This window comes from Lacrimispora xylanisolvens (assembly GCF_002934545.1).
GTDB lineage: Bacteria > Bacillota > Clostridia > Lachnospirales > Lachnospiraceae > Lacrimispora > Lacrimispora xylanisolvens.
Genome location: NZ_PTJA01000001.1, coordinates 472228 through 494959 on the forward strand (window position 1 = coordinate 472228; position 22732 = coordinate 494959).

Here is a 22732-nt window from a genome sequence, read left to right on the forward strand (position 1 = left end):
ACCTTTATTTTTTAGTGTCCATTATATTTTAGGGGCTGAAAATATAAACAAAAGTATCCATGATATTGGCATTAGCAGATCCGGCAGAATCGTCCATGTATTATGTGGCGCATAGTTCTTTTTTTTAACAACTTCCCAGATATGGTTGATTCCAGCCAGCAGATATAAAGGAGATGCCAGCACGATTGCAGCCAACCAGAATTCCCGGTGATAAAAAATACAGAATAGTCCAGCCAGAGCAAATCCTGCTTCTGCAAATCCCAGTTCCTTCTGAAAGGGGCTTCCCTTGCCCCAGCCAATTGACTCAGCTACCATGTCAGACCGAAATACATGGCCTATAAAGCTGACAGCACCGGAAATTGTAAGCGTAATTGTAAGCTGGTAAAACAACAGATTCTGGCAGAATGAAGAAAATGTGTGCATTGCCGGGTTTATAACTGCCGTGATAAATCCAACTAATAGGCCCAGAATCCAGATAACTAAAAAAATCATAATATTACCTCCTGAGTATAATTTGAGCATTTACTCAAATTATACTCCTTGATCATAATAAGTCAATTATATTTGAATAATTGCTCAATATTTATTGACAACCAGATTATGGTTCTATATATTCAACATGGGGAGGCGTTAATATGAAATCAAATCAGGCAACGCGGCAGCCAAAACAGACGCGCAGTATTAAGACAAAAGAAAAAATAAGAAATATGGCTTATCAGCTTTTTTGTGAGAAAGGTTATTTTAAGACCACAACCAACGAAATTGCCAAAGAGGCGAAAGTCTCTATTGGAAGTCTTTATTTTTATTATCGGGATAAAGATATGATACTGGTAGAAATATTAGATCGTTATAATGAATCGTTTTTAAAAATACATGAATCTATGAATATTCAGTTAGAATCGTACCGGGAAAATCCCCGGCTCTGGATTACGGGATTTATGGAAGAAATGATAAAAAGTCACAGAGCATCAAAAGAATTCAACAAAGAATTAAAAATCCTCAGTCATTCCATGCCAGAGGTGAGTGCAGTTATGGAAAAGCAGCAGGAGACAGTCCGTCTAATGACACTGGACTATTTAAAAGCCTTTCATGATATGCTGAGAGTAAAGGATCTAGAGGCGGCTTCCATTGTGGTGGTTAATATAATGAGCTCCTTAGTCGATCAGATTGTTTTTCAGGATAATCCAGTTGATGATTCCAGAATTATAAGGGAAGGCGTTGATGCCATTCATCAGTATCTGATTAAACAAGACGGTATTTGAAAACAGGGCGTTCCAAAAGGAGCGCCCTGTTTGATTAAGAGATAGCAGGATTCTGTAGGAATTCGTCCAGCAGAAGTTTCTCCACTCCCGCAAGCACTGCAATACCAATTCCGTGAGGATCGTTAAAGCGCCACCCCAGCTGGCGGTAATACGACCGGCTGTAAGAACAGTCAGATCCACGGCAGACACCATATAAGTCGCCCTTCCGGTTAATTACTGTTTTTTTCATGCCAGTCCATGCCTTTGCTATGGAAGTAATGCACCGGTTTTTCAGAGTATCTTTTATAATACCAAGCCGAATACCTCTTGAAAAGGCGCAGATGAACATGGAGGTGGAAGAAGCCTCTTCATAGGTGGTGAAATCATCAAGAATCTGATGCCACATACCTGTTTCGTCCTGTACCTGCAATATGCCTTCTGTCATTTCAAGAAAGAAGGAAGTGACGGCAACGTAATCCGGATGTTCCTTTGGCAGGATAAGAAGAAGTTCGGAGAGGGCAAGAACTACCCAGCCGTTTCCTCTGCTCCATGGAATCCGGTTCATCTTACCGTAATTTAAATCAATGATATGGGACATCAGCATTTTATCCGTCATGAAAAAGTACTGTTTAAAAAGCTTTGCCTGGCGGCACGCATCATCCAGATATGCAGAGTCTCCGCTGAGCTGATAGTACCGGCATAAGAAGGGGATACTCATATACATATCATCAATCCACATGGTATTGTTATTTCTGGAAAAAACCATGTCCTGTTCTCTTCTCTGATGGTTTCTCATAAAATCAGCAATTACATCAGCAAGTTTTTCAGCCTCTCTGGCAGGCCGGTATTTGTAGGCTTCTAACAGAAAGGAACCAAAAGATCCACAGTCGTCCAGCTCGCTTAACCAGCAAAGCTGTGTATTAACTCCAGGATAGCCAAAAACGGATTTGTCATATACGGAATAATCATAGACTGCAGCCGTCATACGGGCATATTCCAAAGCATATTCCTGCCAGTCAGTGCGGTTAAGATAACGGCTGGCCGTTAACAGACCATATAAGGTAACTCCACAGGGATAAGTCCATTTTCCGTATAATTCTTCTTCTGCAAATATTCTCACAAATGAATCCGGCAGATCAGCCTTCCAATAGCACGTACCATTTATTCCGTCGTAAACCTTTTCCATAGACAAAAGGTCTGGGACAGGCGGAATATGATCACCAAACATACCGGTATAAAGCCATGAGCCTTCGTACCCTTTCACTCCTGCATTCAGAGGAATGGCACTGCCGTCAGTCTCCAGCTGAAAATCGAATCCAGCCTCTTCACCAGCCTTTTTTTCACACAATATAAGGACGTTATGTGAGCCTCCATGAAACATGATTTCTGATTCCCAGGTTCCGTTTTGCCACTCTCCCCTTAACTCACCGTCAATGAAAATCCTGGTCTGGGTCTTGCTTTTACCTGCGACATGGACTGTCTTTGCTTTATCAAGAACAAATCCACTTTTTAAAACAGCGGTTCCCTGGCTCGAGGAGCCAAAGATCCGTGTGATGGGGCAGTCTGACTGCGTCTTATCATACTCATTGCGTGGATACCAGGCAATATCATCATAGCAGCCGGAAAGTATGGATTTTAAACCATCCGTATTCCACTGAACCGGTTCACTGTAAACAAAGCCTGCCTGCCCCTTTCGTTCTGGTATGGGTGAGAGAAAATGAGGCGGTTCCCATTGCGGTTTTGCATTCCGCAGAGTAAATCCAAAACCGATTTCTGTTTTTTCTGTCACAAGAACAAAATGATTAAGACCTGATAAAAGAGCAATGGAGAAAAAAGCAGAGGTCTTAAAACTCTCATCTCCAGGCTGGGATCGGTATACCTCTTCACCGTTTACATAACATACAACGGGCCCCTGACAGCGAACCTCAAAGCGGGAAGGAGTCTGTTCGTGGCTGTAAAGGTCACCTGCACCATAGCAGATATCACCAATCTGCGCATTGGGAAATCGATTGTTAAAATCAAACAAATACCATCCCTTTGTGTCACATAATATACCGGTTGTAAAATCCAGCCGGTACTGATAAGGTACCTGGGGATTTTCCCCGATGAAGCGGTTGGCAAGCAGTGCAATTACATCCTTGTCCCTGTCCCCATAAACTGCATAAGCACTGTCTTCCTCATTAAAATATCTCATAAATAGTCTCCTTAAGTATTAATTTGAGAGTGATAGGAGCCAAAATGAATGGTTTTTTTGTGAAAACCTACATAAAAACACGTCCATTTATGATATAATTTTAGCGAATGTATGGTTTTTCGTCAAGAAGATAAAACCCACTTCCCCAAAGCACAGGAAAATGATAGTATAAACATACCAATATACTATGAATGTACATGGCACTGCCAGAAAATTCATTTTTGCAGGTAAGGGGAAACATGTTAGAATAAAGACATAAGGCGCTGATAAGCGTAGCCGTTTCAGGAGAAGGAGCAGAGGCATATGAGAGAACTGATTGATAAATTATATAAGAATCACAACCTGGAAAAAGAAGAGTTCATTTATTTAATAGAAAATTTTGATAAAGATACCAGTGAATATCTTTTTTCCCTGGCGCAGACAACCAGCCAGGAGCATTTTCAAAAGGAAGTTTATATCAGAGGACTGATAGAATTTACCAATTACTGTAAAAATGATTGTTACTACTGCGGGATCAGAAGGGGCAATAAAAACGTCAGCCGTTACCGCCTGAGCAAAGAGGAGATTCTTTCCTGCTGTCAGAACGGTTATGAGCTTGGTTTCCGGACCTTTGTTCTTCAGGGCGGAGAAGATCCGGCATTTACTGATGAAATTATGATTGATATTATAAAAGCCATGAGAGAAGGATATCCGGATTGTGCCATTACTCTTTCCATTGGGGAAAAAAGCTACGATCAGTATCAGGCGTATTACGAAGCTGGTGCCAACCGGTTCCTTTTGCGCCATGAGACTGCCAATGAAGAACATTATAAAAAGCTTCACCCAGAGTCCCTTTCTCTTGAAAACAGGAAGGAATGTTTAAGAAATTTAAAGGAAATCGGGTATCAGGTAGGAACCGGATTTATGGTGGGCTCTCCTTACCAGACCCCTGAGTGTCTGGCAGAGGATCTTGCATTTATTAAAGAATTGTCTCCGCAGATGGTTGGAATCGGCCCTTTCATACCACATAAGGAAACTCCGTTTAAGGATTTTCCAGCTGGCAGCATGGATTTAACCCTGTTTCTCATTGGAATGCTCAGGCTTATGCTTCCCAATGCTTTAATACCGGCTACAACTGCGTTAGGAACCATAGATCCCAAGGGAAGAGAGAAAGGAATTCTATCTGGCTCCAATGTTTTAATGCCTAATTTATCTCCCATTGGTGTCAGAAAAAAGTATGAGCTGTATGATAATAAAATCTGTACGGGAGAAGAAGCAGCAGAGTGTAATGTTTGTCTGAGAAACCGTGTTGCCTCAATTGGTTACAATGTGGTAGAAAAAAGAGGGGACTTTGTAGAGATTTAACAAACTTTTAACTGGATGAGCTGATTTTCTGGACTTATATCACCATAGCGCTGTGATGTTTTGATACATTGATGGGTATTTGCAGGATATATTCGGAAAATAAATCGATAGAAGCATATAAAAAGAGAAAATAGTCAAAAAATTAACAAATTAATGTTGTTGCTTAACAGGAGTGAAATCTATATAATAGGTGTCGGTGAAAAGGCATTATAACAAAACGCAAAAACTATTAAATCACCTACTGGAATGAGGAGAGCAACAATGAAGAAAAAGCTTTTTTGGATAGCAATAGGCCAGTTTATCTCTGCATGTGCATATTGTCAGATTCTAAACGCCAACAATTTAGTCGCTACCGGACTTGGGGGACTGGCAACGGTATTTAACCGTCTGACTGGTGCCGATGTACAGCTGCTTTTGATTATTATGGCATTGCCCATATTTGTCTGGGCATTTTTCAGCTATAGTAAGAAACAGATTTTTTATGCTGGATTCAGTTATTTTATGTTTACTTTTTATGTAGGTATTGTTAACCGGTTTCTGCCGCAGTTTCTCACAGATCCTATCGCTGCAGCCATCAGCGGCGGCGTTGTAGGTGGAATTGCTGGTGGTATTATTATGAAACAGAGAGTAGCCAACGGACCAGAATCCATTGTGGCATTGTATCTGAAAGAAAAAAAGGGTTTATCAATTGGATCCTACTATTTAATTATTAATACGGTAGTTATTTTCTCTTCTATTATCTATGGAGATATGACTATGATCGTTTATTCCCTTATCTGTACCTTCGTTCAAAGCGTGGTAACGGATAAGCTGATCATTGGATTTGAGAAATATTATAATGTTAATATTATGTCAGATCAGTATTTAGAGATTACACAGTTTATACGCAATGATTTAAACAGAGGAGCCACCTTTATTCAGGGTATGGATACTTCCAATGTAAAAAAGAAGATGCTGATTCAGGCGGTGGTAAATCAGCAGGAGTTAATCGCAATCAAAGAATTTGTAAAGTCCTTTCATGATGACAGCTTTATCTGCGCAAGCATAAGCAACAACATCATAGGCAGGGGATTTGATGTAGAATAAATGAAATAAAGAGCTGCCGGCAGTTTTTTCATTCCATTGTTGAAGTGGATTAAAAAATTGCCGGCAGCTCTCTTTTTAAGTAGACAGCAGTTCAATAACAAATGCAGTAGTCTGGGGAGGTATGCTTGCGGTCTGAAAAGTAGCATGCTTAACGCGGATCATTTTCCCAGGTTTAAGATCATCAAGAGTCAGGGGATTTCCATTCTCATCTATGATTTCTGTGGCACTGGTAATAACAAAACGCATCTGGTCTGCTTCATCATTGGGATTCCCGGTATAGATGAAATTGTTGTTTGAATCAACCAACAGAATCCGGTCTGTTGTTATATTGTAGGATAAGGCATCTACCATGGCAATCACCCGGTAGGCGTTTGACTGGGGGGAATGCTTCTTGTCATCATTGTGGAAAAAGTTGCATTGACATAGGTTCCTTTTGTAATGCTGCATAAACTTATGTTATCGCCAAACTGATTAATGAGGATTGTTTCCCAGCCAATATTTAATTGAAGTAATTCAATGTTTATCATATCGTTTTCACCAGGATCAGCATAAGAGATAAGGAGATATCCCGTCCTGCTGTTGGAAGTATACATTTCCTCCACAAGTGCATTCTGTACCTCCATAATACTTCCGCTCATTGTAATCATTCCTCTTGCGTCCTCGTTTTCTCCGATCATAAAGACTCCCTTGACAATAAGTTTCTATTTCATTATATGCGTACAGTAATATTTATTTCATTAAATAAAGAAGACATTACCATTTTGAAAATGGAAAAAAGATTCATTCAGTTAAAGGATGATTTATGTTAATATGTAATTATGCATAAAAAAACAATATTCGACACGGATAAATAATGAAAAACAAACAAAACAAATCTGGTTATGGGAAGAGAATCTGGATGGAACAATACCGATAGTTATTGACAGGGGTGAAGAAAAATGGACAGGCGAATGAAGCAGATCTTGGATATTTTATCAGACAGAGATTACTATACGGCTGAGATGCTTGCGGAAGAAATTCATGCGGGGACAAAAACGGTCCGTAATCTTTTAAAGGAAATTAATCAGGAAATAGAACCCCATGGGGCGGGGATTGTGTCCAAATATGGAGTAGGTTACTTCCTTAATATTCAGGACAATGAAAAATATGAGGCTTACTGCCGCAAGGATCATGCACATGGCTCGGAAGAATACTTACCCTCCACCTCAGAGGAACGGATCCAGTATTTACTGGAGTACTTAATTAACAGCGGATCCTATGTAAAGTTGGAGAAATTAAGTGAAAGTCTGTATATTTCCAAACGGACGCTGACGGAAGATTTGAAAGAAGTAGAACAGTTTTTAAAAAAATTCAATATTCGCGTGATACGAAAGCCTAATTATGGAATCCGCCTGGAAGGAAAAGAATTTGATACCAGACTTTGTATTGCATCTTTTTCCAGCAAGAGATTTCATAAGGGGAATGAAAGCATGGATGAGATTGCTGTCATTGTCTCAACAGTTTTAAAGGAAAATGATTTTATGATTACCGGAGCAGCGTATCAGAATCTGGTAGTCCACCTTTACATTGCCATCAGCAGAATTATGGAATGCCACTATGTTCCCATGCCGGAAGGGCTTATGGAAAATCCCAGGGAGCGGTACGAATATCAGATAGCCCAGGTAGTAGCCAGACAGCTGGAAGAGAGGTTTCACATCAGTTTCCCTGAAAATGAAGTTGCCTATATTGCCATTCATCTGGCGGGTAAGAAAGTGTTCTTAGAGGAAGAAAATGTAGAAGAAAATGTGATAATTACCCAGGAAATCAGTGATCTGGTAACTGCCATGCTGGAACGGGTTTATGATTTATTTAAATTTGATTTTCGCAGTGATTTAGAACTGAGAATGATCTTAAGCCAGCATCTGGTCCCATTAAGTGTCCGCATCCGGTTTGATATGGATATGAAGAATCCGATGCTCCGTGATGTAAAGGAAAAATTCTGTCTGTCCTATACCATGGCGTGTAACGCGGTCACAGTTCTCAATGAACACTTTAAAGTATCTCTGTCAGAGGATGAGGTAGCATACTTTGCATTTGCTTTTGCCCTTGCCCTGGAACGCAGGAAAACAGAAATTAAAAAAAAGAATGTCATTCTGGTCTGCTCTTCCGGCAGAGGAAGTGCCCAGCTTTTGCAGTATAAGTATAAGAATTCGTTCAAAGATTATATCGATGAGATCATTGCCTGTGACGTGGGAAGTTTATACAAAATGGATTTTTCCAGATATGACTACATCTTTACAACTGTCCCCATCACCGTTTCGGTACCTCTGCCCATTCTGGAGGTGGAATATTTTCTGGGCGATGAAGACATAGTTAATGTAAAGAAAGTTCTTTGTGAACAGAAGACTTCCTCTGTATTAAGCTACTATGAACGTGATCTGTTTCTGCCTCATTTAAAGTTTAAAACAAAAACAGAGGTTCTTCGCTTTATGTGCCAGTTTGTGATAGAAAAGAAGAATCTTCCCCAGGAATTTTATGAGTCAGTGCTGCAGCGGGAGCGGATGGCAAAAACAGCCTTCGGCAATCAGGTTGCAATGCCCCATGCCTATAAAGCCATGAGCAGCGAGACCTTTGTCTGCGTGGGAATTCTGGACGAACCGGTGGAGTGGGGAGATCAGAAAATACGGGCCATTTTCCTGGTGTGCATCGCGGATAAAGACCATACCAGTGTGGAGCTTCAGCACTTTTATCAGCTGACTGCCTCTTTTCTGTTAAGCCAGAAGCAGATTCAGGAGTTGGTGAAGAAGCAGGATTATGATGCTTTTATTAAGGCTATGACTCAGATAGAAGAAGCACAGATGATGTGAGCAGGGTCAGCAATGAGCAAAAGTGATATAGCAAAAGTAATGCTTTTAGGAGTAACTGAATACAGGGTGGAACCTCCCGGCTTTTATGTCTTTACGTCATGATAAGAGGGGAGGTGGTGTCGGATATGTTTTCATTTGCAGATGTGCTGTTATTTGCAACATTTATCTTGGCATTGCTAACTTACATAGACAAGTTAAAAAAATAGCCTACCCTGACGCAACCAGGGTAGGCGGTGTCCGTTAGGACATACGTTTACTATGGGAGCTTCCACCTTGTGTGGCAGTTACTCTTTTTATAGTTTTAATATAACATAACTTATGTTTACTTGCAATAGATAGTTTAATATATACCAAGTAATTATACACGTTAAAATATATTTCTTAATATATTTCTGTAAATTGTAGTACTTATGTACCTAAATCTCTTCCCAGTACAAACTCATTCCATTCGACTCAATAACTTTCTTATACCAGTAAAAGGATTTCTTCTTCATACGATTATAAGTCCCTTTACCGTAATCATCGCAGTCCACATAGATATAACCATAACGCTTCGACATCTGCTTGGTGGATTCAGAAACCAGATCGATACACCCCCAGGAAGTATAACCAAGACAATCCACCCCATCTTCTTCAATGGCATCTAAAATAGCCTTCATATGTTCCCTTAAGTAATCAATCCGGTACTGATCATCAATTGTCCCATCTTCGTTCACCACATCTGCAGCGCCAAGCCCGTTCTCAACAATAAACAGCGGCTTACGGTAGCGGTCGTAAAGATCCACCATAGATATCCGCAGCCCCGTAGGATCAATCTGCCAACCCCAGTCAGAAGCCTTTAAGTACGGATTCTTAATGGCATTTATGGTATTGCCTGAGGTAACATTCAAATTAGAAGTATCTTCAGCCGCACAGGAGGAATTATAGTAGGAGAAGGAAACAAAATCCACAGGATAGGATTTCATGATTTCATCATCCCCGTCTTCTTTCCGTATGGTAATGCCATTATTTTTAAAACGGGAGAGTAAGTAAGCCGGGTATTCTCCAAACACCTGGGTATCACTGTAACAATAGGTTCCCCGCATGGTCTGCTGTGCCTTTAATACATCTTCCGGCTTACAGGTATAGGGATAGTAGGTCAGCTTTGTCAGCATGCAGCCAACTAAAGAGCCGGGAATTATTTCATGACAGATTCTGGTTGCATGAGCAGATGCAACAAACTGGTGGTGCATTGCCTGGAAAATTACCTCTTCAAAGTTCTGACCTGGGAAACGATCTTCGATTAATCCGCCAGTGGTATAAGGGTGACGAATCATGGAATCCACTTCATTAAAGGTCAGCCAGTATTTTACTTTATCCTTATACCGGGTACAGATGGTTTCTACATATCGTGTGAAAAAGCCGACGACCTCTCTGGAATACCAGCCCTTATAGTTTAATACCAGATTTAAAGGCGGTTCATAGTGGGACATGGTCACAAGAGGTTCGATCCCATATTTATGAAGCTCATCAAATACATCATCATAGAATTTAAGTCCTTCTTCATTGGGCGCTTCCTCATCTCCATTTGGGAAGATACGTGACCAGGCAATGGACAGGCGGTAGACTTTAAAGCCCATTTCTGCAAAAAGCCTGATATCTTCTTTATAATGGTGATAAAAATCAGATCCGTGGCGTTTGGGATAATATACTTCATCATCGGTAGCAAGTGCAGCTTCTATATCTTGTGACGTTACTGCGTTGTGAGCCTTATAATTCGTTACATCTGTATCAAAGTGCGCTCTGGCACAGTCAGATACGGAGATCCCCTTTCCGCCTTCGTTCCATCCCCCCTCAACCTGGTTGGCAGCGGTTGCACCTCCCCAGAGAAAGCCTTCCGGAAATGTTTGTTTGTGATTCATATGATACCCTCCCTCTTCCTTTGCTGTTTTAGTTACTCTGTTTCATGCAATCATTATAGCAGAGCTGTAAATCAATATCCAAGAACACTTTTTCCAAATTGGTGGTGGCGTCTGTTTCTCTTTATGAGAAGAAGAAAATGCCATTATGAAATTGGAAAAACTGAACATGGAGTTTGAAATGCAATTATGATAACATGACAATACGCATAAGAAAACCTGAAATAAAAAAGGTAAAACAGGTGAAATGCACAAAATTTGGGGAAATGCGAAACGATTTAATGGAAATACCGTTTATACGGTGGAGATGGAGGAAAAGATGAAAGACAAATTAATGAACGGCATGCTGTCTGCAGCAGGGGCAATGCAGACACAAAGACATCTGGCAGCGATTAAGAATGCATTTATGAGCCTTCTGCCAATAATTATTATCGGCTCATTCTGTACACTGTTTTCCAATGTTATCTGCAACACAACACCAGGATTTTTCAGTCTTGCAAACATTCCGGGTTTAAGCTTTCTTGGAAAATTAAATCCCATGTTTACAGCAGCCAACTACGGAACCATGAACTTTATAGCAATCGGCTGTGTAATCTTAATTGCAATGGAATTGGGGGAACACTACGGAATTACCGATAAAGCACTTCCGGTTGTGGCACTGGGAGCCTATATTTCCCTCTGCGCCTTTACAGCAAGCGGAAAGGCAGCGGACGGAACCGAAGTGGCAGTTACCAATGTTCTATCCAGAGTCTATACCAATGCCCAGGGGTTATTTGTAGGAATGTTTGCTTCCATAGCAGCTACTGAAATTTACTGCCGGCTGGTGAAAAGCGGAAAACTGGAAATCCATATGCCTGACGGCGTACCATCAAATGTAGCCAGATCTTTTACAATCCTGTTTCCATCACTGATTACCGTAGTTATTATTTCCGCTGTGGGAATGATATTTGAAATGGCGACAGGCATGACATTGTTTAATGCAATTACCGCATTTATCCAGAAGCCATTGTCCCATATCTTAACCAGCTTCCCTGGATACATTACACTGATTTTCATCACCACTGTTTTATGGACTTTTGGTATTCACGGAACTCAGGTGACAAAGGCGGTATACGAGCCCATTCTTCTGGCTGCCTTTGCAGAGAATGAGGCTGCATACGCAGCAGGAACAGCAATTCCCAATATTATCAGCACACCATTCATGTCCTGTTTTTCAACAGTTACCGGAGCTGGAATTACGGGAGGACTGATTATTGCTATCATGCTCTTTTCCAAGCGTGAAGATTATAAAGCAATTGCAAAACTGGCACTTCCCTGCGCATTGTTTAACATCAACGAACCGCTGACCTTCGGGCTTCCGATTGTAATGAATCCCGTGCTTGCCATTCCATTTATGATATCACCGGCAGTGTCAGCCACCTTTGCCTATGCCATGACAAAGATTGGTTTCTGCGGAAGAATGGTGGTAAATGCACCATGGACCACACCTCCGGGACTTATGGCGTTTCTTTGCTCCGGCGGAAATATAGGGGCAGCAGTAACACAGATTATCTGTATCCTCCTGGCGTTTGTTGTGTATATCCCGTTTGTCCTGATTTCAAACAAACAGCAGGTTTTAACAGAAGAATAACAGCATGAAACTTAAATGAGGTGATTATGAGTTTGACAAAAAGAGGAGGAGATCTTAACATGAAGGAAAAGCAGGAGCTTCAGGTCACGGATGTATTTACAAAATCAAGGATTTTTACTTATCTGTGGATTGTTTTTTGTCCGCCCTACGGACTTTACCGTGTTTTAAGCCCTTCGTCTGAATTTCGCAGACCGGAAAAATGGGTATGGACCATGATTGTCATCTGTACCCTGGTTACATATGTGAAACTCATCATCACTGGTTAGGAGAGAGAGGCAGCAAAGAGATGGATATTGAAATGATTGTTATGAGACTTGTAGTAAACGGAGGGAATGCAAGAAGTACAGCAATAGAAGCCCTGCGTGCGGCCAAAGTGGGTGACTTTAAGAAAGCAGATGAACTCATGGAGGAGGCAGACACCACACTGAAGGAAGCTCACGAGATACAGACAGAGATGATCCAGAACGAATTAAATGGCAACAAAGTGGAGGTGGGGCTTTTAATGGTTCATGCCCAGGATCATTTGATGAATGCCATGACGGTCATGGATTTATGCAAAGAAATGATTGATATTTTAAGAAAATAAGTTAAAATATTCCAAGAAGGGAAGTTGTTAATATGAGAAATATTGTATTGTTTTGTGCCGCAGGCATGTCAACAAGCCTTTTAGTAAATAAGATGAAAGAAGCAGCTGCAAAAGAAAATTACGAATGTCAGATTAACGCCTATGCGCTGGCAAGCGCAAGAGAGAAAGGGCCGGATGCGGATATTATTCTCTTAGGACCTCAGGTTCGTTTTGGCAAGGCGAAAGTCGAAAAAGAATGCCCTGGAAAAATCGTTGAGTGTATCGATATGCAGGCCTATGGAACCATGAACGGAGCCAAAGTGATTGCCCAGGTAAAAAAGGCACTTGGTGATTAAGTTAAGACATAAGAAAGACCTACGCAGTAACAGGCAGCTGACAGAGGAGAAACATGGATCTGGCTTACATTACAGCAACAAAAATAATCGAAATGTTTATTATTCTGCTAGTCGGCGCAGGCGCATATAAAGCGGGAATTGCCGATGAGGAGACAGGCAGCAGGCTGACCCGTGTCCTGCTTAACATTATTTCTCCCTGTGTGATACTTTTATCCTATCAGATTGATTTTGACAAAGAGCGTCTGTATGGTCTTGCAGTTACAGCCATCTTGTCTTTCGCAAGCTTTGTGATCGCCATTGCAGTTTCAAAGATTGCAGTTTCAAAGAAAACAGGTACTGATATGGCTGTGGAACGAATGTCCATTGTTTATTCCAATTGCGGTTTTATCGGAATTCCTTTAATCGATGGAATACTGGGTGGAGAAGGCGTATTTTATATGACCGCTTATCTGACTGTATTTAATCTGTTTGTCTGGTCTCATGGAATCATGTTAATGAGCGGAAAATCAGAAAGCGTCAAAAAGACGGTAAGAAGCCTGATAAACCCCTCCAATGCAGCTATTATTCTGGGTGTATTCCTGTTTTTAACAGGCATTCAGCTTCCAGAAATAATCAGGGAACCAGTTGGGTTAATCGGTGGTATGAATACACCGGCAGCAATGCTGATCTCCGGTATTAATCTGGCTCAAAGTGATTTTCTGGGGGGATTAAAGAATAAAAGAACCTACATAGTCAGCCTGTCCAAGCTGATTGTAATTCCAGCTCTGACGCTGCTTCTTTTACTGGCAGCAGGAGCGGACAGAAGCATATCCATTACGATTTTAACTGCGGCTGCCTGTCCAAGCGGAGCCATGGGTACCATGTTTGCTCTTCAATATAAAAGAAACAGTCAGTACGCGTCCAATCTTTTAACCATAACAACAGCGCTGTCCTTAATAACCATACCTGCCATTATGGCGGCAGCCAGCGGAATTTTATAATAATAAAGGGGATAAAAATGATTATAGTCAATGCACCATTGAAACAGGAGACGTTTCAGAAGTATGCAGAGGATGAAGGACTTGTTTTTATAAAGAAATCAGGTATGAAGCTTTTTTTCGAAAATCCGGAGGGAGAGGATGGGAAAAAAGCAGAGGTATTAAAGAAGAAACTAAAGGGGGAAAAGGAACTGGCAGCTATTTATTTTTCCGTTCAGGCCCAATAACAAGAGTATGAAAACCGTACTTCACTTATACCGCAATCTGGTATAAATGAAGTGCGTTTTTTTTGTTGTTGTGCTATACTGAATTTTGTTTCTTTTAATTGTTCACGGCATAAAATCTTGAGAATATTCTAGAATAAGCAGGTGATCTGGCAATCCGGTTAAGTTTGATATGGACGGGAGGTGGATTCCATCGTGATACCTGATGATATCCGCAATATAGAAATAGAGAAACAATATCAGACCATAGATTTTAACTGGCTGAATCTGCATTATAAGACTACGGTAAGTATTGTTTTTTTTACACTGGTTGTAGAATGCCTGATGAGCGTGGTCTTTGCCCGATCCGGTCTGATTCACACTAACATACAACGCTATGTACTAAAATATATCATGATTCCTTCCGGGCTTAATCTGATCTGTATTCTGGCAGAAACCCTGATTATGAAATCAGGAGTATTTTCTCAGAAACAGAAAATATACAGCGTATCCCTGATGCTGGTTCTGATTTCATTTGTGCTGTTTACCGTTCACAGTGGTTTTACTGCCACCTATTATATTTTTCCGGGAGCAATCATGATGACGATTATCTATGCGGATCAGAGACTGACGGGAATTACAGCCACGTTCTGCATTGTATCAGCCTCATTTTCTGAGATATTTATCAAATGGGATTCCGATAAAGTTGGAATATTTGACAGCAGCTTAAGCATGGGTAACTTTCTTGTATCCATGGTAATACTGGTTATTTTTTCTGCAGCAAGTATGGTAGTAATCCGGTTTGAGCAAAAGAAAAACGATGCCAGTATCAGAACTGACCTGGAGAGACACCAGTTAAAGCAAAGCATACAGGTAGACGAACTGACAGGAATTTTTAACCGCAAAGCCCTTGATGAAGCAATGTCTGTTATGGAGATTGAAAAGCCCTGTGAGGATCATATACTGGCTGTTGTTGATATTGATCATTTTAAAAGCATCAATGACCGGTTCGGACACTTTATGGGGGACAGATGCTTAATTGAATTTGCCAGAGTATTGATGGAACATTCCTGTGTCTATACGCCATATCGTTATGGCGGAGATGAATTCTGCCTTCTGTTTCACAATATATCAATGGAAGAAGCTGTTCTGGTGTGTGAGGAGATCAGACGGCTGACGGAAGAGATCCGGATCGAGGAAGAAAAAGAAATCCGCTTTACTGCCAGTTTTGGATTATCCGCATATTCCAGTCCGCTGAATGCATCCAGGCTTTTTGTTCTATCTGATTATGCCTTATATGATGCCAAAAAATTCCGTAACTCCGTAAGAGTATATGAAAAGGGGATGAAGATCGCAGAGTGACTGGGCGGTCCATCCCCTATTTTTTTATCTTGACATTACATACTATGTAATGTTATAATTTGTGTAACGATAATACAAGCAAGGAGAAAGTAAAATGGATCATATTAAACTATCTACCAAGAAGGAACTGGAAATTTATATGAATCCGGTGAGGCAGAATCTCCTCCGGCTACTGGAGCGTTCCAAACTGCCCATGACACCAAAGCAGCTTTCACAAAAGTTGGATATCTCCCCATCCAGTGTTCAGCATCATATTAAAAAACTGGAATCCCTTGGGGTCATTGAGCTGGATCATACAGAGGTTATTAATGGAATCACAGCCAGATATTATTGTCCGACCTATGTCAATGTCCGGATTGGTCTGGACCACCCCGACGATACCCAGCTGCAGAAAGAGGTTCTGGTTCAGGAGCAGATTGCAAGAACCTATGAAGGCTTTTTAACACAGAAGAAAAAATTTATAGAGCAGTTTAATAATGAGGATTTGGAATCAAGATGGGACTTGGGGGATATTCTGACCGGAGTGGTTCACTTATCGCCTGGCGAAGGGGAGGAATTATTAAAGCTTATTAAGGATTTTCTGGATGCGCATGCGGTACCTTCTGCAGAGAAGTCTCCATGGGAATATGCCTTTATTCTTTATAACGCGGAGGAAAATCTGTATGAGTAAGACAAAACAGCTGATCATTTTTTTAAACTACACTTCCCTGGGTATCCTTCTGCCGGTGCTGAATTTAATCCTTCTGAAAAAGGGAGCAGATTTAAAAACCCTTCCTCTGTTAATTGCCAGTTATTCAGCTACGGTGTTATGCTTTGAACTGCCCAGCGGAATCTGTGCAGATTTGTATGGGAGAAAAACTGTTTTTCTCATATCCGGAATCTGTCAGCTTTTATCGGTTAGTCTGCTTTTATTCTCACAGAATCTGATCTGGTTATTTTGCTGCCTGGTTCTCAATGGAATCAGCAGGGCATTTTCTTCGGGAAGCCTGGATGCCTTAATTGTAGATCAGGCATTGGCCAAAAGAGGAGAGGAATGTCTGCCTGATGTGACCTCCCGTCTTGCCATCATGGAACAGACAGGTCTGGCACTGGGTTGTATTCTTGGGGGCTTTCTTTCCAGCTTAGGAGATTCCTATAATGCCAACATTCTGCTTCGCATTACATTAACCGCGGTAACCATGGGGCTTTGTATATTTGGAATAAAAGAAGTACGAATATTTGGCAGTGGAACAAAACGCCCTAACATTGCCAGACATTTAAAGGAAGGATTTGTTACTGTATTTTCCAAGAGGGATTTTCCATTTATTTTAGCAGGCATGTTGTTCACCGGATTTTTTATTACTCCCATTGAGACATACTGGCAGCCGGTTTATCTGAAACTGTCTGATTCCTCACAGGGAACCTGGATGCTGGGAGTATTGTCTTTTGTGGGATTTTTTCTGGCAGCAGCAGGAAATTCTCTTTGCAGAAGGCTGCTCATAAAATATCCGGGAAGACAGTGGAGAATCTACAGCATCAGCCGAGTGCTGGGTGGCAGCGCTTTACTGATTCTGGCTCTTTTTCAATCGGCATGGATCTTTGTTATTTTATATGGAGGTATCTATCTGTTCCTGGGAACCGGCGGTGTGGCTGAAAATACTTTAATCAATCAGTATACGCCAGGTCCTTTGAGAGCCAGTGTTTTGTCAGTGGGCTCATTTCTCTTACAGACAGGATCCATGTTTGGGTCTGTTTACAGCAGCCTGACGGTGGACCGCATTGACGTTACAGGGCTCTGGCTTACATCTGGTGGGGTTTTAATCGGATATACCTTTTTAATTACTTTGCTTTTAATGGCTCAAAAAAAGAAAATAAATTTATATGATATTGAATCATTTGAAAACTCCTGATATAAATAAAGGTACAGGCAATGAAAAGAAGCTGTTTTTGCGGATTTCCGGAAATAACCAGGTTCTCATGCCAGAAAAGGTACCGGAATCAGAAATGGCGACCCAGAGCTATGCTGGATCGTCATTTTTTGATTAATTAAAAAGGCCCTTTTTATAATTTGGAAATAATTGGATTATTTTCCAGAGATTAAACCGTCATATAATAAAATATTATAAGCAAAGGAGTTTTTACCATGCCAAGAAGAGGAGAAAATATTTATAAACGGAAAGATGGAAGATGGGAAGGGAGAACATTAAAACAAACGGGGAAATATCAGTATTTTTATTCTAAAAGCTATAAAGGCGTTAAGGAAAAGATGAAAAATTACAAAGAAAACCAGGTGCCTGCAAAAGAAAAAAGATCTGGTGAGATAAAGGGAGGGGCTGCACTTTTTGAGGAATGGCTTATTGATGTTTCTATAAGAGTAAAGCCTTCAACCTATGAAAGCTATTACCGCTGCATAAATAAGTATGTGATTCCTTTTTTTGAGAAAGAGAAAGATCAGCGTGTTACTACGGGATCTGTTGCACGGTTTGTAAAGGAAATGTATGAAAATGAGGAACTGGCAGATTCATCAAAAAAGAAGAATCTTACCATTTTTAAGATTGCAGTAAAGGAGATTTTAAAGGGATCCGCTGATTGCTTTGCAGTGATGGATTTAATTAAATATCCAAAGCCGGATGATAAAGAAGTTGAAGTTTTCTCCATGAAAGAGCAGCGTCAGATTGAACAGGCAGCTTTTCATTACAATGACAGGAGAGCAATGGGGATTCTTCTTTGTTTTTATACCGGTATCCGTCTTGGAGAACTATGCGCATTAAAATGGGGGGATATTGATATGGAAACAGGAACTTTATCCATCAGCAGAACCGTATCCCGAATCCGCCATTTTGAAGAGGAAGAACACAAGACCGCATTGTTTGTGGGGGCACCAAAAAGCCGTAAATCCATGAGAAAGATTCCTCTACCCCAGTTTTTACTTAGCATGCCAGTACTGACTACATATAAAAGCCGAAATCAGGATAATTATATATTTACAGAGACAAACGTACCTTTTGACCCCAGGTGTTTTCAGAAACTGTATAAACGGCTTTTAAAGGAAGCTCACGTCAAGGACCGGAAATTTCATGCCATACGCCATACCTTTGCCACCCGGGCATTGGAGCTGGGAGTGGATATTAAGACGATCAGCGAGCTTCTTGGACATTCCAGTGTGTCCATTACCTTAAATGTCTATGCCCACTCTCTGATGGAACAAAAAAAGGCTGCTATTGAAAAATTCAATGATATGTATCAACTGAATGCTGATTTGAGCGGACCGTTAATAAAAAATAATTATGAAATTATGGAAGATTCCTATGCCAGGTAGGTTGGATATGTATTTTTCAATATTCGGTTACAATTTAAATGAAGATTCCCCATTTTTCTGTCACAATTGACAAATATCTACATGTTGATATATAATATTGATTAATTAAATGCTGTAAAAATTTTACATAACATGCAATTTATTTCCAGAATGCAAATGATGAGTAGGAGGATATGGCTGTGGCGGGAAGGATTAAGGCATTTCAGAGAGTCATTAAAAAATCAGGGGAGGGTAATGATTCGGAAGGAAAGAAAAAATCCATAAAAGGTAGATTGTTATTTGGCATCATCGCCATGTGTATCACAATTTCCGTCCTCTTTGGACTTTTTAATGGTTATCTTTTCTATCGTGATGCAAAAAAAAACACTGACATGAGATTGATGGAATCTGCGGAAGCTTATAGCCAGTCTGTTCAAAATGCAATTGATATTTATAAGATTAAAATTGAGGCCATTGCGCAATACACCTCTATTACAAATCAGAATAAGAATGCAGATCAAAGAAAAGATGCGATGGATAAGCTGGCGGAGGCTTACGGTTTTCTGGAGGTCACAACCGCAGATGTGAACGGGAAGGCAGCAAATGGAACAGATATGAGTCAGTTGGAGTTTTTCAACCGTGCGCTTAAGGGAGAAACCTATATTTCAACCACCATGAAAAACGAAGAACTTGGCAAAACTGTTCTGGTAATTGCAGCTAAGATAAATAACGGTCAGTACAATGGAGTTGTAACCGGAACTCTGGATGCCGATGTATTCAGCAAAATGATTGATGGAGTATCCATTGGAAAATCAGGTTATGGATTTATAGTAGATAAAGAAGGAAAGGTAGTTGCCCATAAGGACAGAGCTACCGTTACCAATGAAACCAACTATATTGAGATGGGAAAAACCGATAAGACTTTTGCGGCAACTTCCAATAATATTAAGGATATGATTGCAGGCAATACCTCTATCCGCTCATCCCGTTTAAGGGGTAAAACGCTGGTGATGGGATATACGCCAATTACTAATTCTGACGGCTGGTCCATTGCAGTTGTAGCAGAACAGTCGGAGATGATGGCTGGTTTTTATCAGTCTCTGGTTATAACCATCGTCCTGGCTGCTTTGATGATTCTGGCTTCTCTGATTATGTCCTTCAAAATTGCAGCACCTATTGTGAAGCCGATTGTTAATCTGGTAGAACGTATTAAAAAGCTTGACGAAGGGGACCTGCACTCTGAAGTACCTCAGATTCATACAGGAGATGAACTGGAATCTCTTTCCAGATCATTTACCGGAACCATTAACACCCTGAATAATTATATCAATGAGATTTCTTCCATATTAAGCGGGTTGGAAAAGGGAGATTGCACCGTTTTAGTAACCCAGGATTATAAAGGTGATTTTGTACAGATCAAAGATTCCTTAAATGGAATTACATACAACTTAAATTCTGTATTTTCAAAGATCAAGGAATCCTCCGACAGAGTAGCAGACGGATCCAGGCAGATTTCTGATGCTTCCCAGGCTCTTGCATCAGGAGCAGCCGAACAGGCGGCCACAGTTGAGGAATTAAGTGCATCTGTAAGCGGAGTGTCAACCCGCGCCCAGGAGAATGCGGACAATGTTCAGAAAGCAACTGGATACGTAAGACAGGCTGTGAGCGGTATGGATGAAGGCAACGCCTATATGGAAAAGCTGGATCATTCCATGAAAGAAATCGGTCAGGCATCTGAGAAAATCTCAAGTATTACCAAGGTAATCGAAGATATTGCATTCCAGACCAACATTCTGGCTCTCAATGCAGCTGTTGAATCAGCCAGAGCAGGAGAAGCAGGTAAGGGTTTTGCAGTCGTTGCAGATGAAGTCCGCAATCTTGCCGGCAAATCAGCAGAGGCTGCCAAGCAGACGGCAGAACTGATCGGCCATTCCGTTGAGACTGTATCAGAAGGCGTAAAGATTGCCTATGAAACAACCCGGATTTTAAAATCTGCTGCCGAGAAGTCCGGACAGGTTGAACGAACCATTCAGGAGATTGCAGCTGCTTCCAATGAGCAGGTGGAGGCAATCGAGCAGATTAACCAGGGACTCAACCAGGTGTCTTCCGTAGTACAGACCAATGCGGCAACGGCGGAAGAAAGCTCCGCTTCCAGTGAAGAGTTAGATACCCAGGCTCAGGTATTAAAACAGGAAGTTGAACGATTCAGGCTTCAGGGAGAATGTACGCAGCAAGTAGAGGAACCTGTGTTATATGAAGCTGCAGCTACAGCTGAGCTGCAGGAAGATACGGGATTCCAGGAATATACAGCACAAAAAGAAGAGACTGTATTACCAGTTTCCTATATACATGATTCAGCAAAATATTAATTTATCAGATCAGCCCCAAGATGGAAACCATTTTGCGGCTGATCTTTTTTGTTTTGTGTTCGGTGAGTTCATGGTATAATAGCAAAAAAGGGGGACCTTGAGGTGAAAATTGACAGGCTGATCGGAATCATTTCCATATTGCTGCAAAAAGATAAGGTGACAGCTCCTTATCTTGCTGAAAAGTTCGAAGTATCCAGAAGAACCATAAACCGTGATGTGGAGAATTTATGCAAGGCTGGAATACCAATCGTTACGGAGCAGGGGAAAAATGGCGGGATTTCTATCGCTGAGGGCTATAAGGTAGATAAGACATTATTTACTTCTGGGGAGATACAGGCAATTCTTTCCGGCTTAAAGAGTCTGGACAGTGTATCAGGAAGCAACCGGTATCAGCTTTTGATGGATAAGCTTTCCTTTGGCAGTAATGACTACGTAGGCGCCAGTGGTCCGGTGGTTATTAATTTAAGCTCCTGGTATCAGTCATCTCTTCCTCCAAAATTCGAACTGATTAAGGATGCAATCGAGAGAAAAAAGAAGATTGAGTTTCATTATTATGGTCCTGGTGGGGATAACATGCGTTTATTAGAGCCCTGTCTGTTGATATTTGAATGGTCTTCCTGGTATGTTTGGGGATATTGTCTGCTTAGAGATGATTTCCGCATGTTTAAATTAAACCGGATGGATCAGATCCGATGCACCAATGAGGACTGTGAAAAAAGAGAGATTCCTCTCTACCATATGGATCCCCGTAAGGTTTCGTGGACCAATGGAGTGGAGGTAACAGCAGAATTTGATAAATCCATGAAATGGAGGCTCATAGAGGAATTCGGCATTAACAGCTTCAGTGAAAATGCAGACGGCAGGTTATTAATGAATATTAGCTGGTCGGATCAGGAGTCGCTATTTGGCTGGCTTCTAGGATTCCGGGATTGCGTGCGGATTATTGAGCCGGTGGAATACCAGAAAAACTTTTTAAATCTGCTGGAACGGATTAAGAATCTCTATTGATAAATAGAATCACATGGTACCATATTGACAATGTCCGCGGAATCTATCATAATATACAGATACCCCTTATGGTATCCGGAGGTGCGAAATGAAACAGTGTATGGATGCAGACAATCTGCATCGGCGTTTAAAAAAGATCATCGGTCAGGTTCAGGCGATTGACCGCATGGTAGATGAAGATGTCCCCTGTGAGGACGTACTTGCCCAGATCAATGCGGCAAAATCTGCGCTGCACCGGGTTGGACAGGTAGTTTTGGAGGGACATATTAATCATTGTGTCAGAGATGGAATTGAGCATGGAGATGCAGATAAAACCATAGAAAGTTTTACTAAAGCAGTCGAGCGTTTTGCCAACATGACATAATTGATACGTAGA

Annotated in this window: 22 protein-coding genes; 17 read left to right on the plus strand and 5 right to left on the minus strand. The window is 41.0% G+C overall.

Annotated elements, in window-relative coordinates; translation table 11 throughout:
• Window positions 1-21: 21 nt before the first annotated feature.
• Window positions 22-492 carry a DUF6790 family protein gene (locus BXY41_RS02290; protein ID WP_104434138.1) on the minus strand — a complete coding sequence of 157 codons (471 nt, stop codon included), beginning with the start codon at window positions 490-492 and terminating at the stop codon, window positions 22-24.
• A 143-nt stretch (window positions 493-635) separates the two neighbouring features.
• On the opposite strand from BXY41_RS02290, the gene BXY41_RS02295 reads away from it, so the two are divergent.
• Window positions 636-1262 (plus strand): TetR/AcrR family transcriptional regulator, encoded by a 627-nt coding sequence (locus BXY41_RS02295; protein WP_104434140.1) that lies wholly within the window; start codon window positions 636-638, stop codon window positions 1260-1262.
• A 34-nt stretch (window positions 1263-1296) separates the two neighbouring features.
• On the opposite strand, the gene BXY41_RS02300 is transcribed toward BXY41_RS02295, so the two are convergent.
• Window positions 1297-3435, minus strand: a complete 2139-nt coding sequence (locus BXY41_RS02300; RefSeq protein ID WP_104434142.1) for a glycoside hydrolase family 88/105 protein — start codon at window positions 3433-3435, stop codon at window positions 1297-1299.
• A 303-nt stretch (window positions 3436-3738) separates the two neighbouring features.
• Here BXY41_RS02300 and hydE point away from each other — a divergent pair, with 303 nt between their 5' ends.
• The gene (gene hydE / locus BXY41_RS02305) at window positions 3739-4779 is read left to right on the plus strand and encodes a [FeFe] hydrogenase H-cluster radical SAM maturase HydE (protein WP_104434144.1); all 1041 of its coding nucleotides are present in this window, start codon (window positions 3739-3741) and stop codon (window positions 4777-4779) included.
• 261 nt (window positions 4780-5040) lie between these two features.
• A complete protein-coding gene (locus BXY41_RS02310; protein ID WP_170072156.1) occupies window positions 5041-5865 on the plus strand; it encodes a YitT family protein in 825 nt (274 codons plus the stop codon).
• Window positions 5866-5940: 75 nt separating this feature from the next.
• Here the strand turns inward: BXY41_RS02310 and BXY41_RS02315 are convergent, their stop codons facing one another.
• Together BXY41_RS02315 and BXY41_RS02320 are read right to left on the minus strand one after the other, a co-directional pair.
• Window positions 5941-6216 (minus strand): hypothetical protein, encoded by a 276-nt coding sequence (locus BXY41_RS02315; protein WP_104434148.1) that lies wholly within the window; start codon window positions 6214-6216, stop codon window positions 5941-5943.
• 5 nt (window positions 6217-6221) lie between these two features.
• On the minus strand, window positions 6222-6542 hold the full coding sequence (locus tag BXY41_RS02320; protein ID WP_104434150.1) for a hypothetical protein: 321 nt from the start codon (window positions 6540-6542) through the stop codon (window positions 6222-6224).
• 261 nt (window positions 6543-6803) lie between these two features.
• Between BXY41_RS02320 and BXY41_RS02325 the strand changes: the two genes are divergently transcribed.
• Window positions 6804-8711: a BglG family transcription antiterminator gene (locus BXY41_RS02325; RefSeq protein WP_104434152.1), complete on the plus strand. Its 1908-nt coding sequence runs from the start codon at window positions 6804-6806 to the stop codon at window positions 8709-8711.
• A 416-nt stretch (window positions 8712-9127) separates the two neighbouring features.
• On the opposite strand, the gene ascB is transcribed toward BXY41_RS02325, so the two are convergent.
• Window positions 9128-10612 (minus strand): 6-phospho-beta-glucosidase, encoded by a 1485-nt coding sequence (ascB, locus tag BXY41_RS02330; RefSeq protein ID WP_104434154.1) that lies wholly within the window; start codon window positions 10610-10612, stop codon window positions 9128-9130.
• A gap of 316 nt (window positions 10613-10928) precedes the next feature.
• Between ascB and BXY41_RS02335 the strand changes: the two genes are divergently transcribed.
• From BXY41_RS02335 to BXY41_RS02395, 13 genes are all read left to right on the plus strand, one after another.
• Window positions 10929-12239 (plus strand): PTS sugar transporter subunit IIC, encoded by a 1311-nt coding sequence (locus BXY41_RS02335; protein ID WP_104434633.1) that lies wholly within the window; start codon window positions 10929-10931, stop codon window positions 12237-12239.
• A gap of 59 nt (window positions 12240-12298) precedes the next feature.
• Complete coding sequence (locus tag BXY41_RS02340) at window positions 12299-12505, plus strand: hypothetical protein (RefSeq protein WP_104434156.1); 207 nt, start codon at window positions 12299-12301, stop codon at window positions 12503-12505.
• Between the two features lie 20 nt (window positions 12506-12525).
• Window positions 12526-12825: a PTS sugar transporter subunit IIA gene (locus BXY41_RS02345; protein ID WP_104434158.1), complete on the plus strand. Its 300-nt coding sequence runs from the start codon at window positions 12526-12528 to the stop codon at window positions 12823-12825.
• Window positions 12826-12857: 32 nt separating this feature from the next.
• The gene (locus BXY41_RS02350; RefSeq protein ID WP_104434160.1) at window positions 12858-13160 is read left to right on the plus strand and encodes a PTS sugar transporter subunit IIB; all 303 of its coding nucleotides are present in this window, start codon (window positions 12858-12860) and stop codon (window positions 13158-13160) included.
• 53 nt (window positions 13161-13213) lie between these two features.
• On the plus strand, window positions 13214-14140 hold the full coding sequence (locus BXY41_RS02355; protein ID WP_104434162.1) for an AEC family transporter: 927 nt from the start codon (window positions 13214-13216) through the stop codon (window positions 14138-14140).
• Between the two features lie 17 nt (window positions 14141-14157).
• Window positions 14158-14364, plus strand: coding sequence for a hypothetical protein (locus BXY41_RS02360; protein ID WP_104434164.1), 207 nt, complete (start codon window positions 14158-14160; stop codon window positions 14362-14364).
• Between the two features lie 192 nt (window positions 14365-14556).
• On the plus strand, window positions 14557-15702 hold the full coding sequence (locus BXY41_RS02365; RefSeq protein WP_242980017.1) for a GGDEF domain-containing protein: 1146 nt from the start codon (window positions 14557-14559) through the stop codon (window positions 15700-15702).
• A gap of 94 nt (window positions 15703-15796) precedes the next feature.
• Window positions 15797-16372: an ArsR/SmtB family transcription factor gene (locus tag BXY41_RS02370; RefSeq protein WP_104434176.1), complete on the plus strand. Its 576-nt coding sequence runs from the start codon at window positions 15797-15799 to the stop codon at window positions 16370-16372.
• Window positions 16365-17591, plus strand: coding sequence for an MFS transporter (locus tag BXY41_RS02375; RefSeq protein WP_170072158.1), 1227 nt, complete (start codon window positions 16365-16367; stop codon window positions 17589-17591). The genes BXY41_RS02370 and BXY41_RS02375 overlap by 8 nt, the downstream gene beginning before the upstream one ends.
• Window positions 17592-17824: 233 nt before the next feature.
• The gene (locus BXY41_RS02380) at window positions 17825-19000 is read left to right on the plus strand and encodes a tyrosine-type recombinase/integrase (RefSeq protein ID WP_104434180.1); all 1176 of its coding nucleotides are present in this window, start codon (window positions 17825-17827) and stop codon (window positions 18998-19000) included.
• A 179-nt stretch (window positions 19001-19179) separates the two neighbouring features.
• Window positions 19180-21348 carry a methyl-accepting chemotaxis protein gene (locus BXY41_RS02385; protein ID WP_170072160.1) on the plus strand — a complete coding sequence of 723 codons (2169 nt, stop codon included), beginning with the start codon at window positions 19180-19182 and terminating at the stop codon, window positions 21346-21348.
• Between the two features lie 102 nt (window positions 21349-21450).
• Entirely contained in the window at window positions 21451-22356 is a 906-nt protein-coding gene (locus BXY41_RS02390; RefSeq protein WP_104434184.1) for a helix-turn-helix transcriptional regulator, read from the plus strand.
• 88 nt (window positions 22357-22444) lie between these two features.
• The gene (locus tag BXY41_RS02395; RefSeq protein WP_104434186.1) at window positions 22445-22720 is read left to right on the plus strand and encodes a metal-sensing transcriptional repressor; all 276 of its coding nucleotides are present in this window, start codon (window positions 22445-22447) and stop codon (window positions 22718-22720) included.
• Window positions 22721-22732: the final 12 nt, after the last annotated feature.